The sequence below is a fragment of the Micromonospora sp. CA-248212 genome (assembly GCF_050948405.1).
GTDB lineage: Bacteria > Actinomycetota > Actinomycetes > Mycobacteriales > Micromonosporaceae > Micromonospora.
The window spans coordinates 2,413,592-2,430,438 of the sequence record NZ_CP192023.1 but is presented as its reverse complement, the minus strand read 5'-3'; the positions used below and the strand labels follow the sequence as shown (position 1 = coordinate 2,430,438).

The 16,847-nt window shown below is 70.6% G+C and carries 12 protein-coding genes; 6 read left to right on the top strand and 6 right to left on the bottom strand.

What is annotated here, in order from left to right; all coding sequences use genetic code 11:
- Positions 1-13: 13 nt before the first annotated feature.
- Complete coding sequence (locus ACQP03_RS11785) at positions 14-532, bottom strand: acyltransferase (RefSeq protein WP_357119977.1); 519 nt, start codon at positions 530-532, stop codon at positions 14-16.
- Between the two features lie 155 nt (positions 533-687).
- Positions 688-1,908, bottom strand: a complete 1,221-nt coding sequence (locus ACQP03_RS11780; protein WP_433460879.1) for a glycosyltransferase — start codon at positions 1,906-1,908, stop codon at positions 688-690.
- Between the two features lie 210 nt (positions 1,909-2,118).
- On the opposite strand from ACQP03_RS11780, the gene ACQP03_RS11775 reads away from it, so the two are divergent.
- Positions 2,119-2,811 carry an acetyltransferase gene (locus ACQP03_RS11775; protein WP_433461151.1) on the top strand — a complete coding sequence of 231 codons (693 nt, stop codon included), beginning with the start codon at positions 2,119-2,121 and terminating at the stop codon, positions 2,809-2,811.
- Here ACQP03_RS11775 and wecB read toward each other — a convergent pair.
- Together wecB and ACQP03_RS11765 are read right to left on the bottom strand one after the other, a co-directional pair.
- Positions 2,740-3,864: a non-hydrolyzing UDP-N-acetylglucosamine 2-epimerase gene (gene wecB, locus ACQP03_RS11770; protein WP_433460878.1), complete on the bottom strand. Its 1,125-nt coding sequence runs from the start codon at positions 3,862-3,864 to the stop codon at positions 2,740-2,742. The two genes, ACQP03_RS11775 and wecB, sit on opposite strands and share 72 nt — an antisense overlap.
- Complete coding sequence (locus ACQP03_RS11765) at positions 3,861-5,141, bottom strand: glycosyltransferase family 4 protein (protein ID WP_433460877.1); 1,281 nt, start codon at positions 5,139-5,141, stop codon at positions 3,861-3,863. The genes wecB and ACQP03_RS11765 overlap by 4 nt, the downstream gene beginning before the upstream one ends.
- 199 nt (positions 5,142-5,340) lie before the next feature.
- Between ACQP03_RS11765 and gmd the strand changes: the two genes are divergently transcribed.
- The 3 genes from gmd to ACQP03_RS11750 are packed head-to-tail and all read left to right on the top strand — an operon-like array spanning position 5,341 to position 8,689.
- Positions 5,341-6,354: a GDP-mannose 4,6-dehydratase gene (gene gmd, locus ACQP03_RS11760; protein WP_433460876.1), complete on the top strand. Its 1,014-nt coding sequence runs from the start codon at positions 5,341-5,343 to the stop codon at positions 6,352-6,354.
- Entirely contained in the window at positions 6,351-7,568 is a 1,218-nt protein-coding gene (locus ACQP03_RS11755) for a glycosyltransferase (RefSeq protein WP_433460875.1), read from the top strand. Before gmd ends, ACQP03_RS11755 begins: the two co-directional genes overlap by 4 nt.
- Entirely contained in the window at positions 7,565-8,689 is a 1,125-nt protein-coding gene (locus ACQP03_RS11750) for a DegT/DnrJ/EryC1/StrS family aminotransferase (protein WP_357393200.1), read from the top strand. Before ACQP03_RS11755 ends, ACQP03_RS11750 begins: the two co-directional genes overlap by 4 nt.
- 46 nt (positions 8,690-8,735) lie before the next feature.
- Here ACQP03_RS11750 and ACQP03_RS11745 read toward each other — a convergent pair whose 3' ends face one another.
- On the bottom strand, positions 8,736-9,992 hold the full coding sequence (locus tag ACQP03_RS11745; protein WP_433460874.1) for a hypothetical protein: 1,257 nt from the start codon (positions 9,990-9,992) through the stop codon (positions 8,736-8,738).
- Positions 9,989-11,176, bottom strand: coding sequence for a hypothetical protein (locus ACQP03_RS11740; protein ID WP_433460873.1), 1,188 nt, complete (start codon positions 11,174-11,176; stop codon positions 9,989-9,991). The genes ACQP03_RS11745 and ACQP03_RS11740 overlap by 4 nt, the downstream gene beginning before the upstream one ends.
- Positions 11,177-11,566: 390 nt before the next feature.
- Here ACQP03_RS11740 and ACQP03_RS11735 point away from each other — a divergent pair, with 390 nt between their 5' ends.
- Both ACQP03_RS11735 and ACQP03_RS11730 read left to right on the top strand, forming a co-directional pair.
- Positions 11,567-13,444, top strand: a complete 1,878-nt coding sequence (locus ACQP03_RS11735) for a polysaccharide biosynthesis protein (protein ID WP_433460872.1) — start codon at positions 11,567-11,569, stop codon at positions 13,442-13,444.
- A gap of 198 nt (positions 13,445-13,642) precedes the next feature.
- Positions 13,643-16,747: a M14 family zinc carboxypeptidase gene (locus ACQP03_RS11730; protein WP_433460871.1), complete on the top strand. Its 3,105-nt coding sequence runs from the start codon at positions 13,643-13,645 to the stop codon at positions 16,745-16,747.
- The last annotated feature ends 100 nt before the right edge of the window (positions 16,748-16,847 follow it).

Below are 16,847 nucleotides of genomic sequence, written 5' to 3'. Positions count from 1 at the left end.
GGGCCGGCGGGACTCAGACCGTCGTCACCCCGTAGATCTTCTTCATCGCCTCGTGCTTCTCCGGGACGGGAAGGTGCCCGATGCCCAGCGACTTGGCCTGCAACCGTTCGAGGTACTCGTCGGTGGTCCGCAGCGGGCGTGCCGGGACACCGGCCGCCACCGTGTTGTCGGGGATGTCGCGCGTCACGATCGAACCTGCCCCGATGACGCACCGGTTTCCGATGGTGACACCGGCCAGGATCATCGACCGCATACCGATGTACACGTCGTCGCCGATCGTGATCGGGGCGGTCCAGTCCAGGTCGGGGTGGTCCTTGCGCAGGATCAGCGTCCCGCCGTCGTGGGTGACGAACTGCACCTCGGAGGTGATGTAGACGTTGTCTCCGATGGTGATCAGCCACGGCTCCGAGCCGAACATCGCCCGGCTGATCCCGTAGAACCGGACCCGTCCGTTCAGCTTCACCCCCAGGGACCGCGCGAAGGCCTCGGGATTCCGGGTGGCGGCCAGGTGGTCCGCGACTCGTCGGACCATCGTGCGAACGCGACTGGGCACCTGCTGTCCTCGCTCATCGGAGCCGGCCGGGGTGGCGGACGACGGACCCGCCCACGCGGACCCGCCACTGCAACGAACCAGCTCCGGCCGGGGTGACGCGGTCCCGGCCAGCCGCAGGGGCGCGGCCCGCCGGATCAGCCGCAGAACTGTCGGGCGTGGTCCAGCACGTTGGGTTCCCGGAGCTGCTGTCGCCAGAGTCGGTATCGCCGGCCCGCGGTCTCCTTGGCCTCGGCGCGCTCCCCGGCGGACCGGTCGGCGAGCCGGTCGAGGGTCTCGCTCAGGCCCGCCGCCGACGCCGGCCGGACCACCGCTCCCCCGCCGGCCGCGATCAGGTCGCTGAACGGCGTGGCGTCGGAGCAGACCACCGGGCAGCCGGATGCGAGGCTCTCCAGGATGACGTGCCCGTAGTTCTCGCCAAGTGTCGGAAAGAGGAACGCGTCGTACCGGCTGAAGGTCGCCATCACCTCGTCCGCCGCCAGTTCTCCGAGGTAGCGGACCCGCACATGGTCGGGCATCGTGTCGATGAGTCGCCGGCAGCACGCCCAGTACTGCTCGTCCTCCCGCGGACCGTAGATGTCGAACTCCAGCGGGCGGGTGGCGCCGGCGACCGCCTCCAACGCCCTGGTCAGGTTCTTCATCGGGGAGATCCGGCCGACGAACACCAGTCGCAACGGGCCGTCGTGCGCGACGGCTCGGGGTGCCGGCTGTTCCGGGATGGGGCACTCGTTGCCGTTCACCATGATCTGCGCCCATGGCATGTTCGCGCGGATCTGATCTTCCTCCAGCCGGCTGCAGGCCTGCCACCGTACGTCGAGCCGGCGCAGCAGCGGGGCCCAGACCGCGAGGAAGAGCCGCTTCTTGCGGGCCTTGATGGCGAGCGCGCCGGGCGAGAGTTCGCCGCGCGGGGCCAGCATGATCGAGCGGACCCGCACCAGCCGCAGCGCCACCGCCAGGATCGGCAGCACCGAGAAGAGCGACCAGAGGCTGTTGACGTAGACCAGGTCGAGTGGGCGGGACCGGACGTGCCGCGCCAGTCGCACCCAGTGCCGCAGCGCGAACGTGCCGAGATAGAAAATGGCGCAGCGGTCGTCGCGGCGTACGAACCGCCCGGACAGGCCCGGGTACGGTGCGGACGAGCAGAGGTCCCGGTCCGCGGTGACCAGGGTGACGTCGAGGTCGTCCGGCAGGGTGTCGAGGATGAACCGCAGAGAGCGGATCGGCCCGCCGCCACGAAAGCCCGGCTCGAACACGCGGGCGGTGGCGAGCACCCGATACCCCGTCGTGATGGTGGATCGCGCCGTGTTCCTCGGCGTTCCGGTGCTGTCGGGCGCACGCGTCATTGCCAGCTCGTTCACCTTGGGCTCACCTTCCGAAATCCTGTTCCGGCGTCGGTGCGGGCACGTCTGCGCACCTGGAACGCGCGAGGATCGGCCAGGGCGCCGCCGCTCACCCCGTCACCATCGGCACCGGTAACCGGTTCAGATGACGGAGAGCGACCAGCGTTCTCCGTAGCCGAGGGAGAGCCGCGGTTGACGACCGACGTAGTGATCGTAGGCACCGGCGGGATGGGCCGAGAGGTATATGGGGTAATTCGGCTTCTAAATACTTTTGCGGGAGATACCGCATCCTGGCGGGTGCTGGGCTTCGTCGACGACTACCCCACCGAGAGAAACGTCGAGTCGGTACACCGTCTCGGCGTCGCCTTCCTCGGTCCGACCCGTTGGCTGGCCGCCCAACCGGCCAGCACCCACGTGGTGCTCGGCGTCGGGCACCCCCGGCTGCGCCGCGAGACCGACCAGACCATCTCCCGGTACGGCCTGCCGGCGGCCACGGTGGTGCATCCGGCCGCGGAGATCGGCCCCGACTGCGTCCACCAGCAGGGACTGTTCGCCGCCGGTGGCGCCCGGGTCACCACGAACGTGCTGGTGGGGCGGCACGTGCACCTCAATCAGAACTGCACGGTCGGGCACGACACGGTGCTCGGTGACTACGTCTCGGTCAATCCGCTCGCCGCGGTTTCCGGGTACTGCCGGCTGGAGGACGGCGTGCTGGTGGGTACCACTGCCGCGATCCTGCCGAAGCTGACCGTCGGCCGGGACGCCACCGTGGGCGCCGGCGCCTGCGTGACCCGCGACGTACCGCCGGGCGTCGTCGTGACGGGTGTGCCGGCCCGACCGGTGGAGCGGTCAGCGGCGAATGCCCGCCCAGTCGTGATGGCGGCGCACGGTCGACAGGATGAAGTCGACGACCCGGCGTGACGTATCGGGGACCTGGTAGTCGAGCGGGCAGGCGACCGAGCCCTCGGCCACCTGCGCCACCACCACCCGGATGGCCTCGACGACCCCGTCCGGATCGAGGCCGGTCATCACGATCGCCCCGCTGTCCAGCGCCTCCGGTCGCTCGATGGACTCGCGCAGGGTCACCGCTGGGAATCCGAGAATCGCGGCCTCCTCGCTGACGGTGCCACTGTCCGAGAGGGCGCATCGGGCGTTGCGTTGCAGGGTCACGTAGTCGAAGAAGCCGAACGGCTCGTGGAACGCCACACCGTCGAGGTGCAGGCCGTCGCCGGCGAGCGCCTCCAGCCGCTTGCGCGTACGCGGATGTGTGGAGACCAGCAGCGGCAGCCGCCACTGGTCGCGGACCGCCCGCAGGCATTCCAGCAGTCGGTGGAGCCGGTCCGGGTGATCGACGTTCTCCTGCCGGTGCGCGCTGACGACGAAGTAGCCGCCCGGTTCGAGTTCGAGTTGGGCCAGCACGGTGGACCCCTCGATCTGCCGCCGGTAGTGGTCGAGCACCTCCCGCATGGGTGATCCGGTGTGCAGGATGCGACGCGGGTGCAGCCCTTCGGCGAGCAGGTTGCGCCGGGCGTGCTCCGAGTAGACCAGGTTGAAGTCGGCGATGTGGTCGACCATGCACCGGTTGGTCTCCTCCGGCACGTTCAGGTCGAAGCAGCGGTTGCCAGCCTCCATGTGGTACACCGGCACGTTCATCCGCCGGGCCATCAGCGCGGAGATCGCGCTGTTGGTGTCGCCGAGCACCAGCAGGGCGTCCGGGCGCAGCTCGGCGATCGCCTTCTCCGTACCGACCAGGACGGCACCCAGGAGGCTGCCGAGAGACTGGGTGTCGGCCCGCAGGAAGACGTCCGGCGCGCGGACCCCCAACTCGCTGAAGAAGACGTCGGAGAGCGAGGGATCCCAGTTCTGCCCGGTGTGCACCAGGGTGTGGTCCACGGTCCGGTCGAGCGCGTCGATCACCCGGGCCAGCCGGATGATCTCCGGCCTGGTCCCGACGACGGTCATCACGCGGGTCACTTGACGCCTCCTGGTGGCAGTTGGACGGATTCGGCCCGCTGGGCGGGCAGTGGACAGGGCTCCCGATACGCCGGGTCGTGGATCACCCACCGGGCCTGGTCGAGGACGCTTATCGGCGCCCTGCTCGCCCGCCACCGGCGATAGGCGGCGCCCGCCTCGATCCGGGCCGCGTGTCGCTGCTCCGGGGTGGCGGTCGCCACCTGCGTGACGAGGGCGCCCAGCGCGGCCGCGGTCAGCTCGGTCAGCACCAGTCCCCCGCCGTCGCGCAGCACGCCCGTCCACGGTGTCCGGTCGGAGCAGACCACCGGGCAGCATGCGGAGAGGCTCTCGGCGATGGCGTTGCCGTAGTTCTCCCCGCGGGTCGGCATGACGAAGGCGTCGTAGCGGGAGAAGGTCGGACAGACCTGCTCGGGCGGCAGCTCACCCCGGTAGCTGACGGCGACCGAGTCGGGCAGCTCGGCCAGGCGTTCCCGGCACCGTCGCCAGTACGCCGGGTCCTCCACCGGGCCGTAGATGTCCAGCCGCACCGGCACCGGCACGAAGGCGAGCGCGGCAAGCACCAGGTCGAGGTTCTTCATGGGCGAGATCCGCCCGATGAAGACCAGCCGCGCGTGGTGGGTGGAGAGCATCTCGACCGGCTCCGTCTGCGGCTCGGGGCCACGACTGACCGCGACGACACCGATCCGCGCCCGGGGCAGCACCCGCTGGATGTCGTTCGCCTCGACCGGCGTGGTGGCGTGCCACAGCACCCGACGGTCAAGCAGCATCCACCGCCAGGCGGCCAGGAAGATCCGCTTACGGAATCGGTGCACCCGAAGCGCGGCCGCGCCGAACTCACCTCGGGGGGCGACCAGGATGCGGCCCGCCCGCAGCAACCCGAGCCGGGCCGCGGCCAGGGGCAGGATGGAGAAGGTCGACCAGACGCTGTTGACGTACAGCAGGTCGAAGCGGTCGGCGCGCAGCGAGCGCCAGAGCGACCGCCACTGCTCCGGCCGACGCACACCGAGATAGAAGACGTTCGTCCGGCCGACCCGGACCCAACGCCCGGAGAGCCCCGGATAGGGGTCGCGGCATCCGAGGTCGCGGTCGCGGGTCAACATCGACGTCTCGATGTCGTCGCTGGCCAGAGCGAGCACTTCGCCAATGGACCGGACCGGCCCGCCGGCCCGCCAGCCGGGAGCGAAATAGCCGGCGGTGATAAGGACGTGGAATTTGTTTGCGTTACCCGACGCCATGCGTTCCCGGGCGTCCCCCGCGGGGGTGGGGTCGCCGACCATCCGCACTCCTCGCTCGTGCCGCAGGATCAATTCACCCAACGATCGAAAGCTCGATACGTGACTGATCCTTCTCTCCACTGAGCTGGGAGGTTGGGCGGGGAGAATAAATTCCGCCAGTTACCTGAAACCCGAGTTACGCCGACGTCGAGAGCGATATAAGGAAGCGCGGGGGAAATTGGCCCAGCAGGAGAGGGACTTCATGTCACGAACGGCGCTCATATCCGGTATCACCGGGCAGGACGGCAGTTACCTGTCGGAGTTCCTGCTCGACAAGGGATACACGGTGCACGGCATCAAACGACGATCGTCCTCTTTCAACACCGAGCGGATCGACCACGTGGACGTTCATCCGCGCAGCGGCGACGCCCGCCTCTTCCTCCACTACAGCGACCTCTCCGACCCGGCCTCGCTGACGGCGCTGATCCGGGACATCCGCCCTCACGAGATCTACAACCTGGGCGCCCAGAGCCACGTTCGGGTGTCCTTCGACATCCCCACGTACACGGCGGACGTCACCGGCCTCGGGGCGCTGCGCATGATGGAGGCGGCCCGCTCGGCCGACATCGGCTGCCGGTTCTACCAGGCGTCCTCGTCGGAGATATTCGGCTCGACCCCACCCCCGCAACGCGAGGAGACCCCGTTCCACCCGCGCAGCCCGTACGCCTGCGCCAAGGTGTACGCCTACTGGTCGGCGGTGAACTACCGCGAGTCCTGGAACATGTTCTGCGTCAACGGCATCCTGTTCAACCACGAGAGCCCGCGCCGGGGTGAGAACTTCGTGACCCGCAAGGTCACCCGGGCGGTGGCCAGGATCGAGGCCGGTATCCAGGACAAGCTCTACCTGGGCAACCTGGACGCCGTTCGGGACTGGGGCTACGCACCGGAGTACGTCGAGGCGATGTGGCTCGCCCTCCAGCGGGACACCCCGGACGACTACGTGGTCGCCACCGGTGAGGGCCACACGGTGCGCGAATTCGTGGAGGCCGCGTTCGACCGGGTCGGGTTGGACTGGCAGCGGTACGTGGAGTTGGACCCCGCCTACTTCCGCCCGGCGGAGGTCGATGCCCTCGTCGGCGACTACTCGAAGGCCCGGCGCGCCCTGGGGTGGGCTCCGAAGACGCTCTTCAGCGACCTGGTCCGGATCATGGTCGACGCCGACCGGCAACTGCTCGAGGACGAGCGGATGGGGCGACTGATCCGGGTGGACCGGTGAGGGTCGCGGTCGACGCCGCACCCATCCGTCCCGGTCACGCCGCAGGGCTGGAAGCCTTCACCTACGGACTGTTGACCGGCATGGCCGCCGACGACTCCTGCGAGCTGCGGGTGAACGTCCTGCGGGGCACGCTGGACCAGTGGCGGGAACAGGTGCCCGTCGCGCGCATCGGCTGGACCGAGGTGACCCAGCCGCTGCGCTCCGACAACCCCACCGGCCAATTGCTGCGCAGGTGGACACCGACGGTGGTGCGCAACTCCCGTACGGTCCGCACGGCGGTCAACGCGGTCCGGCAACGCTCGGTCGTACGGCATGCCGACACCGACGTCACCCTGTTCCCGTTCCACTCTGCCCCGATCGGGTCGGGCCCCTCCGTCGTCGTCCTGCACGACACACGCCACCTGCGGACCGAGTTCCACGCCCCCGGCTTCGCGGCGGTCGTCCGGGAGAACGTGGCCCGCGCGGCGGCGATCGTGGTCACCTGGCCCCATCCGTACCGGGAAACCCTGCGTCTCTTCCCGGAGGCCGCGGAGCGGACCGTGCTCATCCCGACCCCGGCGTTCCAACCGGCGCCGGAACGCGCGCACGCGCGGCCCGAACCGGGACTGCTGGTCTACCCGTCGTCCACCGCGGAGCACAAGAACCACGCCACGCTGCTGGAGGCGATGGCGCTGCTGCCCGACTGCCGCCTGATCTGCCCGGGACCGCTGGTCGAGCCCGAGGCGAGCCGACTGCTCGCCCGCGCCGGGCAGGCCGACCTGCGCGGCCGGGTGTCCTTTCCCGGCTTCGTCAGCCTCGACGAGCTGAACGCCATCTACGCGAGGGCGGACGCGGTGGTCGTACCCTCGCTCTGGGAGGCGGCCAGCGGCGCGATGCTGGAGGCGTTCACCTGGGGTCTCCCGGTCGCCTGCGCCGACGTCGAGCCGTTGCTCGACCAGTTGGAGTTCAACCACGCCGAGGCGGCGGTCTTCCGGGCGCGGGATCCGCGGTCCCTGGCCGACGCGGTCCGGCACCTCCTCGACGACCGGGAGCGCTATGCCGCGGCCTCCCGGCGTGCGAACGACCGGCTGGCCGCTCGCACGTGGGCGGCCACCGGCCGCGACTACCTGGACGTCCTCGCCTGGGCGGCGCGGGGCGGATCGGGTCCGGTGCCCCGCTCCCCCTTCGTCACGGCGGCGAACGACACCGTGCCCGGCGGAGGTGACGGGCCATGAGCATCGCGGACGACACCTATCCGGTGGCCCGACCGAGCCTCTCCACGCTGGAGGAGCGGTACGTCCTGGACGCGCTGCGGAGCGGGTGGATCTCCTCGCAGGGTCCGTACCTGCGGGACTTCGAGGAACGGTTCGCCAGTCGCTGCGCCGCCGGCACCGCGCTGACGACGAGCAACGGCACGGTCGCGCTGCACCTGGTCCTGGCGGCGGCGGGCATCGGGCCGGGGGACGAGGTGGTCGTCCCCGCGCTGACGTACGTGGCGACGGCCAACGCCGTGGCGTACTGCGGTGCGCGGGCCGTCTGTGTGGACGTCCTGCCGGAGAGCTGGTGCGTCGACCCGGCGGCGGTACGCGCCGCGATCGGCCCGCGTACCCGGGCGGTCATCGCTGTCGACCTGTACGGACATCCGGCCGACTACTCCGCCCTGCGGCAACTCTGTGACCAGCACAATCTGCTCCTGGTCGCCGATGCGGCGGAGTCGTTCGGCGCCACCCTCGACGGGCGGCCCACCGGCTCACTCGCCGACGTCACGACCTTCTCGTTCTTCGGCAACAAGGTGCTCACGTCCGGCGAGGGCGGCTGCGTGACCACCTCCGACGCGGCCCTCGCCGAGCGGATGCGTCTCCTCCGGAACCAGGGCATGGACCCGCACCGTCGGTACTACTTCCCGGTGCTCGGCTACAACTACCGGATGACGAACCTGTGCGCCGCGGTGCTCTGCGCCCAACTGGAGCGCGCGGACGAGATCATCGCCCTTCGGGACCGGGTCATCGCCGGTTACGAGGAGCAGTTGGCCGACGAGCCGACGCTGTCGGCGCAGCCGGTGGCCGCCGGGGTCCGCCGCGCGCCCTGGATGGCGGCCTTCCTCGTCGGGGCCGAGGGGGACGCCACGTCCCGGGATGCGCTGGCCCGTGCGCTCACCCGGCTCGGCGTGGAGACCCGCCCGTTCTTCGTGCCGATCCCGGACCTGCCGGCGCATCACGATCCGGGCGCGGACTGTCCGGTGACCGAGGACCTGAGTCGGCGGGGCCTCAATCTGCCCACGTACGCCGATCTGAGCGAGCCGGCGGTCAAGGCCGTGGTGGAGCGGGTCCGCGCCGCCCTGGCGACCATCGCCTGACCCGCCGCCGGACCGGCGCCCGACCGGGTCGGCGCCGGTCCGGCGGTCAGACCGGTTGGACCGCCGGTGGACGGTCGGCCGCCCGGTCGGCCAGCAGCAGGAGATAGCTGCCGCCCCAGGCGACCGCGCTGGCCAGGGCCAACAGGACCAGCGCGCCGGCCGCACCGGGCGCGCCGAACAGAACCGCCCCGGCGACGACCGCCGGCACGCGCAGCCCGCCGAGCAGGAGGCCGAGGACGATCGCCCGCCGGCTCGCCCGTTCGATCCGCAGCCCGGCGAAGCCGATGGTGGCCGGCACGGCCAGCAGGCTCTCCAGCGCGAGCAACACCAGCAGGCTCCGGGCGACGCTCCAGTTGGAGCCGAGCAGCTCCCTGCCGACCGCGTCCGGCAGCAGGGCGACCGCGACTGTCAACGGCCCGATGGCGGCGGCCACCAGCAGTGCCAGCCGGACAGCCGCCCGGGTCCGCACCGTGCGGGACTCGGCCCGGGTGCGGGCCAACTGCGGCAGGACCAGCGTGGCCGCCGTGGACAGCACCAGGTTGACCGGCCCCAGCAGCGTGCGCCCGGCGCTCAACGCACCGACCACCGCCGTGCCGGCGACCAGCGCCACCGCGGTCAGCGCCAGCTGCGCGGACCCGTTGGTCAGCAGGAACTGCGTACCGAATCCCACCGCGACGCGGGTCTCCGCTCGGCCGACGCGCCAGCCGGGCACCAGCGCGTACCGGCGCCGGGCCGCGACGACCAGGCCGATCAGCGCGCCGCCGCCGCCCCACAGGGCGAAGACGGATGGCGGGTCGATCACCCGGAACAGGCCGGCCAGCACGGCGCACCCGGTGAGCGCGGCCCACGTGATCTCCTGGGCCATCGCCGCCGAGGGAGCGCCGATGCCGACGGCGACCGCCTTGGTGTAGTCGTAGAGGGCCAGACCGGGCAGGGCGAGGCCCGCGACCAGCAGGTAGGGCGAGCCGTACGACACGCCGGCCGCGCAGACGAGGGTGCCACCGACGAGGCCGAGCAGGATCGCCCGCCGGGAGGCCGACGCGACCCCGACGCCGGTGGCCAGCACGGTGTCGGTCACGGTGCTCCGGACCAGCCCGGAGCCGACGATGTAGAACGAGAACGCCAGGGCGAACTGGCCCAGCCCACCGACCGACTCCAGTCGGGTCACGGTGATCGCCAGCAGCAGGTTGCCGCCGCTGGAGAGCCCGCCGACGACGAGCGCGAGCAGCGCCCGACGTCCGGTCCGGGGACCCTCTCGGGCGTCGGCGCGACCGACCGCGTGCCGGCCCACCCGTACGGTCACCGGCGCGCGGCCGGGATCGCGGGTGTTCGACCGGGCTCCGGGTGCCTGCGGGCCCCGTGCAGGGAGCGGCGGCTGAGCGCCAGGAGGACGAAGACCGGGATCGCCGCCACCACGTGTTGCAGGAAGCTGATCGTGGAGTCCGGGTAGGTGTTGGACCAGAGCAGCGGGTCGAAGAGCACCAGGCAGAAGAGGCTCAGCCGGATCGGGCCGGGTGCGCCCCGCCAGCGCAGCAGCACCGCCGCCACCGCGGCCCAGAACGCGTGCACGGCGACCACGCCGGCCGGACCGTCGAAGAACCAGATGTTGCCCAGCAGCAGGAATGTGTAGGCCGACGTCGGGCCACCGCCGATGTACTGGTTGATCCGCTGCCCGGTGGAGATCGCCGGACGGTCCGGATCGAGCACCCGGGGCACCAGCCCGTACCGCAGGTAGTCGGTGGCCACGGGCTGGCCCAGGTCGACCGGGACGTCGAAGCCCGCCACCACACTGAGCTGGCTGTCCAGCCGCAGCCGGTCCGTGGCGGTGACCTTGGTGTCCACCGCGACGCCGCGATCCTCCCGGATGCTGTTGCGCTGCTCGAACACCGCCGGCCACGCGAGGAAGACCACGACCGCGCAGAGCACCAGGTAACGCAGCCGGAAGACGCCGCAGAGCGCCCCGGTGGCCGCCATGAAGAACACCAGCGCGACAAGCGGAGCGGTGAGGGCCGTCAGTACCGCGACGTAGATTTCCGCGCCGACGAGGACGGCCAACCAGCCGTACAGCTTCGTCCGCGACAGCCGACCGCTCAGATGGCTGGCCACCAGCAACGCGAAGCCCAGAGCCGTCCAGCCGGAGAAGAGCGTGCTCACCATGGCGAGCGGTCCGTCGGACAGATCGCCGGAGATCTGGTTGACGATGCTGCCCCGACCGAGGTACGCCGCGAGCAAGTTCGCGGCGACGCTGGTGAGCGTGACCACGATGGCGATCGGGTACAGCCACGGATAGCGGGCGTGGGCGCGCCGGAAGCCGTCGCGCCAGCGCGGGTCGGGACGGCCGAACAGGCTGGCCATCGTCTCCACGGCGACACTGCCCAGCAACGCGAGCCCGACCAGATAGACGATGAAACCGGTCTCCGGATTCCGGTAGTAGACCGCCATCGGCAGGATCAGCAGCGCGTACGGGGCGAGCACGACGACGGTCACCGGATAGCAGCGGAGCAACCGACCGACGAGGTCCCGGTGGGCGCCCGAAGCCCTGTTCCCAGGTGGGTGGTCCGTCCGCGCCTCGGTCGCACCGGTCGCCCCGCCGGGGAAGAGGGCAGCCCCGGGCCAGGTCATTGCGCGCGGGCCCCCTTCGAGATGCGGATGGTCGCTCCTGACCCAACGAGCCAACCGACCGGGCGAAACGCCCTTGCGGACGCGAGCCTCGCGCGTAGACCCGTCGGACTTCCCGGCCATAAATCAGACAACCGGTCATAGAAATGTGAAAACCGGATTCGGCGCCGCATATTCCGCTAAGCAGGTAGCGGATGGCCGTGGCCCCCTGACCTGCCCTGGGTCATCTTCGGCCACGGACAGGACAGGGAGTCGTAGATGCCCCCGGAGATGCAACGGGTTGAGCCAACGGCGTCAACAGCCACCGGCCGGGCCAGGGTGAGCCGCCGTCGGACTGCCATCTTCCTCGCCGCCGACGCCCTCGGCTGGGTCGGCGGGTTCACGGTCGCGGGCTGGGCCAGGTACGAGATGGCCCTCACCGTCGACCAAGCGGTCAATGCGGTACTGCTCGGTGGCGGTGCCGCCGTGCTGCATGTCGGAGTCAGCGCACTGCGTCGTATTCGTTCCGGTCGTCAGCCTCTCGGCACCGTCGAGGAAGTCCGTGGACTCGCCGGCACCACCGCCACCACGGCCGCGATCGTCCTCGTCGCCCTCCTCGCGATGGGCGAACGCCCAGTGCCGGCCAGCACCCCCGTGATCGGTGCCGCGCTGGCGCTGCTGCTGATGCTCAGCTGCCGTCTTCTGCACCGCCACCGGCGCGACCGCGCGATGCGACCCGATGCCCGCTCGGCCACCCCGGTGCTCCTCTTCGGTTTCGGCGAGGCCGGGCAGGGGCTGGTACGCGCGATGCTCAGCGACCCGAAGGGCCGCTACCTTCCCGTCGGCGCGCTCGACGACGATCCGGGCAAACACGACCTGCGCATCGCAGGTGTCCCGGTGGTCGGCGGCCGGCAGCACCTCGTCGAGGTGATCGAGCGCACCGGTGCCACCACTGTCATCTTCGCCGTGGCGAACGCCGACGCCATGCTGATCCGGGAGGTGCGGGAGGCGACCCTACGCACGGGGGCGGCGTTCAAGGTGCTGCCGCCGGTCCGGGAGTTGGTGGATCACCGGATCACCGTCAGCGACGTACGGGACGTCCAGATCAGCGACCTGCTGGGCCGCCGGCAGGTGGTCGGCGACCTGACCCTGGACGACAACGGGCTGACCGGTCGACGTGTTCTGGTCACCGGTGCCGGGGGTTCGATCGGATCGGAGCTGTGCCGGCAGATCATGCGCGCCAACCCCGGTGAGCTGATGATGCTGGACCGGGACGAGTCGGCCCTGCACAGCCTCCAGATGTCGCTCACCGGGCGCGCGCTGTTGGACGGCCCCGAACTCATTCTCGCCGACCTACGGGACGACGAAGGTGTACGCCGCATCATGCGGGAGCGCCGCCCCGAGATCGTCTTCCACGCGGCCGCGTTGAAGCATCTGACCCTGCTGGAACGCCACCCGGGTGAGGCGGTCAAGACCAACGTCTGGGGGACGCTCACCGTCCTGGACGCCTGCCGGGATGTCACCCGCTTCGTCAACATCTCCACCGACAAGGCCGCCAACCCGATAAGCGTGCTCGGCTACTCGAAGCGCATCACCGAGATGCTGACCGCGCACGCCGCCGCCACGTACCCGGGCACCTTCCTGAGCGTCCGGTTCGGCAACGTCCTGAGCAGCCGGGGATCCGTGGTGACCGCCTTCCAGCGGCAGATCGAGGCGCGACAGCCCCTGACCGTCACCGACCCGCACGTGACCCGGTACCTGATGACGGTGCAGGAGGCGGTACATCTGGTTCTCCAAGCGGCGGCCATCGGGCGCGGCGGGGAGGCCCTGGTCCTCGACATGGGCGAACCGGTACGGATCGACGATCTCGCCCGGCGCATGGTGGAGCAGGCGGCCAGCCCGGTCCCGATCGTCTACACCGGGCTACGACCCGGGGAGAAGCTGCACGAGGACCTGTTCGGCAAGGGGGAGGCGGACCGCCGGCCGCTGCACCCGCTGATCTCGCACGTGACGGTACCGGTCCTGGACCCCTTCGAGGTGAGTGGACTGGACCCGTTCGACGAACCCGACAAGGTCACCGACCAGCTAGCCCGGCTCTGCGGCATCCTGCCCGGTCCGTTCTCCGACCGCCGCACCGGGATCCCGCTGGCCCGCTGACGCCGTCGCAACCGGGGCCGGCGCACACCCCGCGTCGGCCCCGGCGCGAGCTGACGGAGCCTTCCCACCCGACTCGCCACCCGTCACAGCTGGCTCCGGCATCGACGCGGACAGCAACGACCCGCCCATCGACCGATTGACATCAATCACGCCACACCGAAAGCTCGCGCCTACAGGTCCTTCACCCAAGGAGGCGCGATGAGACCGAGACGACTGGCGATCGCCAGCGTGGTCACCCTGCTCGGCGCACTCGCATTAACCCCGCCGGCAAGCGCGAAGCCACCGTCCGAACCGGGCGCCCGCGACGGCCTGGAGGTCTACGTCGGCACGGTCGACGCGAAACAGCGGGACCAGCTACGCGCGGCGGGAGTCGACCTCGGCCACGACGCGAAGACCGACTCGACCGGCAGGACGACCGTCGAGACGGTGCTCAGTCGCCGGCAGGCGAAGCGGCTGACCGACCAGGGCGTCCCGTTGTCGGTGAAGAAGGTGCGCGGCAAGGACGCGTCCCAGGCGCTGCGGGAGCAGGCGGCGGCGGGCTGGACGGCGTTCCGGCCCTACGGGGAGCCGGGCGGTCTGCGCGACGAGTTGAACGCCACGGCGGCCCGCTATCCCAAGCTGACCAAGGTGGAGACGATCGGCCGTACCCAGCAGGGCCAGCCGATCGTCGCCGTGAAGGTCACCAAGAACGCGCGGACCGTCGCGGACGGGAAGCGGCCAGCCGTGCTCTACGCCGGCGCGCAGCACGCCCGTGAGTGGATCACGCCAGAGATGACCCGTCGACTGATGCACCACGTGCTCGACAGCTACGGCACCGACCGGGAGATCACGAAACTTCTGGACACGACCGAGCTGTGGTTCCTGCCGGTGGCCAACCCGGACGGCTACGACTTCACCTTCACCACCGGCAACCGGCTGTGGCGCAAGAACCTGCGGGACAACAACGGCGACGGGCAGATCACCTCCGGCGACGGCGTGGACCTCAACCGCAACTTCGCCTACAAGTGGGGGTACGACAACGAGGGCTCGTCACCGGAGCCGAACAGTGAGACCTACCGGGGTCCGGGCCCCAACTCGGAGCCGGAGACCAAGGCCCTGGACCAGCTCTTCAAGCGGGTCGGGTTCGAGTTCTTCGTCAACTACCACTCGGCGGCCGAGCTGCTGCTCTACGGGATCGGCTGGCAGGTGAGCACCCCCAGCCCGGACGACGAGATCTACAAGGCGATGGCCGGGGACGACGCGCACCCGGCGGTGCCCGGTTACGACCCCGACATCTCCGCCGAGCTGTACACGACCAACGGTGACACCGACAGCCACGCCACCGTCCGGTACGGCGCGCTGGGCTTCACCCCCGAGATGTCCACGTGTGAGGCCGCCTCGGCGGTCGACCCGGACGACGAGTGGCGCCCGGAGGACTGCGTCAGCGGCTTCATCTTCCCCGACGACGAGACGTTGATCGCTGGTGAGGTGCGCAAGAACCTGCCGTTCGCGCTCGCCGTGGCCAAGTCGGCGGCGCACCCGGACGAGCCGGTGTCGGTGGTCGGCCGGAGCACCCCGGACTTCGTGGTGGACGCCTTCGACACCTCGTACGGGCGCACCCAGCAGGTCGCCGCCATCACCCGGCGGGCGCTGAAGAACGTGAAGATGCACTACACGGTCAACGGCGGGCGACCGAAGAACGTCGCGGTCCGCGAGTGGCGCGGAGGCGAACGGTACGGCGACACTCACGACGACTACTACGCGGAGCTCCGCGGCACGGTCGGCGGCACGAAACCGGGTGACCGGGTGGAGGTCTGGTTCACCGGCAACAAACCCCGGTCCGGGGTGGTCGCCAGCGAACACTTCACCTACCAGGTGCACACCGACATCGGCGGCGACGTGCTGGTCCTCGCGATGGAGGACGTCACCGGCCTCAGCCCGACACAGACCGGCACCACCGCCAAGTACGCCGACGAGGTCGCGGCATCGTTGAGCGCCGCCGGCCGCAGCAGCGACGTGTACGACTTCGACGCGATGGGCCGCAAGGCGCCCCATCCGCTGGGCGTGCTGTCGCACTACAAGGCGGTGGTGTGGGAGACCGGCGACGACGTGATCATGCGCTCCCCCGGCCAGGTTGCCGGCACCGCGGCCAAGGCGGCGCTGGACACCGAACTGGCCGTGCGGGACTACCTCAACGAGGGTGGCAAGCTCCTGGTCAGCGGCCAGTACGCGCTGTACGCCCAGGGCGCCAACGGTTCGTACGTCTACCACCCGGACGCGCCGCCGGAGTGCACCAACGCCGACGATCCGGCCTGCCTGCCGCTGCTGAACGACTTCCAGCAGTACTGGTTGGGAGCGCACACCTACGTCAGCGACGGCGGTACCGCGCCGGAGGGAGAGCCGTTCCCGGTCGCCGGCCGCGACGGCACGTTCACCGGCTTCAACGGGCAGCTCAACGCGGCCGGTTCGGCGGAGAACCAGGGGCACACCGCGTCGTTCCTGACCACGTCGAGTTTCCTGCCGCCGGACGAGTTCCCGCAGTTCGCCAGCTCCGCGCCGGTGGGCTGGACCCGACCGGGCGGCGCACCGTTCGACCCGCGTACGGGTGAGTGGTACCTGTACAGCGGGCAGGCCAACGAGTCGTACAAACGGCTCACCCGCACGGTGGACCTCAGCGGGGCGACCAGCTCAGAGCTGCGCTTCTTCACCTCGTACGAGATCGAGCAGAACTGGGACTTCCTCTTCGTCGAGGCCCACGAGGTGGGCAGCGACAACTGGACGACACTGCCGGACGTCAACGGCAAGACCAGCACGGTCACCGGGGAGAGCTGCGCCTCGGGTTGGGGCCAGCTGCACCCCTTCCTCGCCCACTACCAGGGCGCGGGCTGCTCCCCCTCGGGGAGCACCGGAAGCTGGAACGCGGCGACCGGGACGTCGAGTGGGTGGAAGGAGTTCGTGGTCGACCTGACCGCGTACGCCGGCAAGCAGGTCGAGGTGTCAATCACGTACGCCTCGGACTGGGGGGCCCAGGGGCTCGGGGTCTTCCTGGACGACGCCCGGGTAATTGTCGACTCCGCGACCGTGGCGGAGACCTCGTTCGAGTCCGCCGACCTGGGCGGCTGGACGGTGGCCGGGCCGCCGGCCGGCTCCGGCGGCAACGCCAACGACTGGTCGCGCAGCCAGCAGGCGTTCGAGGAGGGCTCCGTGGTGGTCACCGGGGACACGGTGTACCTGGGCTTCGGGTTGGAGGGCCTCTCCCCAGCGACCCGCGATGACCTGGTCGCCCGCTCGTTGACCCACCTCACCGGTCAACGCCGCCCCTGACGGCGGCGAGGTGCGCCGGCGGTCCACGGACCGTCGGCGCACCTTCGGCGTACGCCGGGTGCGCCCCGCACCGATGTGATGAGCTGGACGGGTGTCGGGG

What these genes read in the sequence shown, in the direction of transcription:
- ACQP03_RS11735 (WP_433460872.1), top strand. Translation starts at nt 11,567, where the DNA reads ATGCCCCCGGAGATGCAACGGGTTGAGCCAACGGCGTCAACAGCCACC.
- ACQP03_RS11730 (WP_433460871.1), top strand. Translation starts at nt 13,643, where the DNA reads ATGAGACCGAGACGACTGGCGATCGCCAGCGTGGTCACCCTGCTCGGC.
- ACQP03_RS11785 (WP_357119977.1), bottom strand. Translation starts at nt 532, where the DNA reads ATGGTCCGACGAGTCGCGGACCACCTGGCCGCCACCCGGAATCCCGAG.
- ACQP03_RS11765 (WP_433460877.1), bottom strand. Translation starts at nt 5,141, where the DNA reads ATGGTCGGCGACCCCACCCCCGCGGGGGACGCCCGGGAACGCATGGCG.
- ACQP03_RS11775 (WP_433461151.1), top strand. Translation starts at nt 2,119, where the DNA reads ATGGGCCGAGAGGTATATGGGGTAATTCGGCTTCTAAATACTTTTGCG.
- gmd (WP_433460876.1), top strand. Translation starts at nt 5,341, where the DNA reads ATGTCACGAACGGCGCTCATATCCGGTATCACCGGGCAGGACGGCAGT.
- ACQP03_RS11750 (WP_357393200.1), top strand. Translation starts at nt 7,565, where the DNA reads ATGAGCATCGCGGACGACACCTATCCGGTGGCCCGACCGAGCCTCTCC.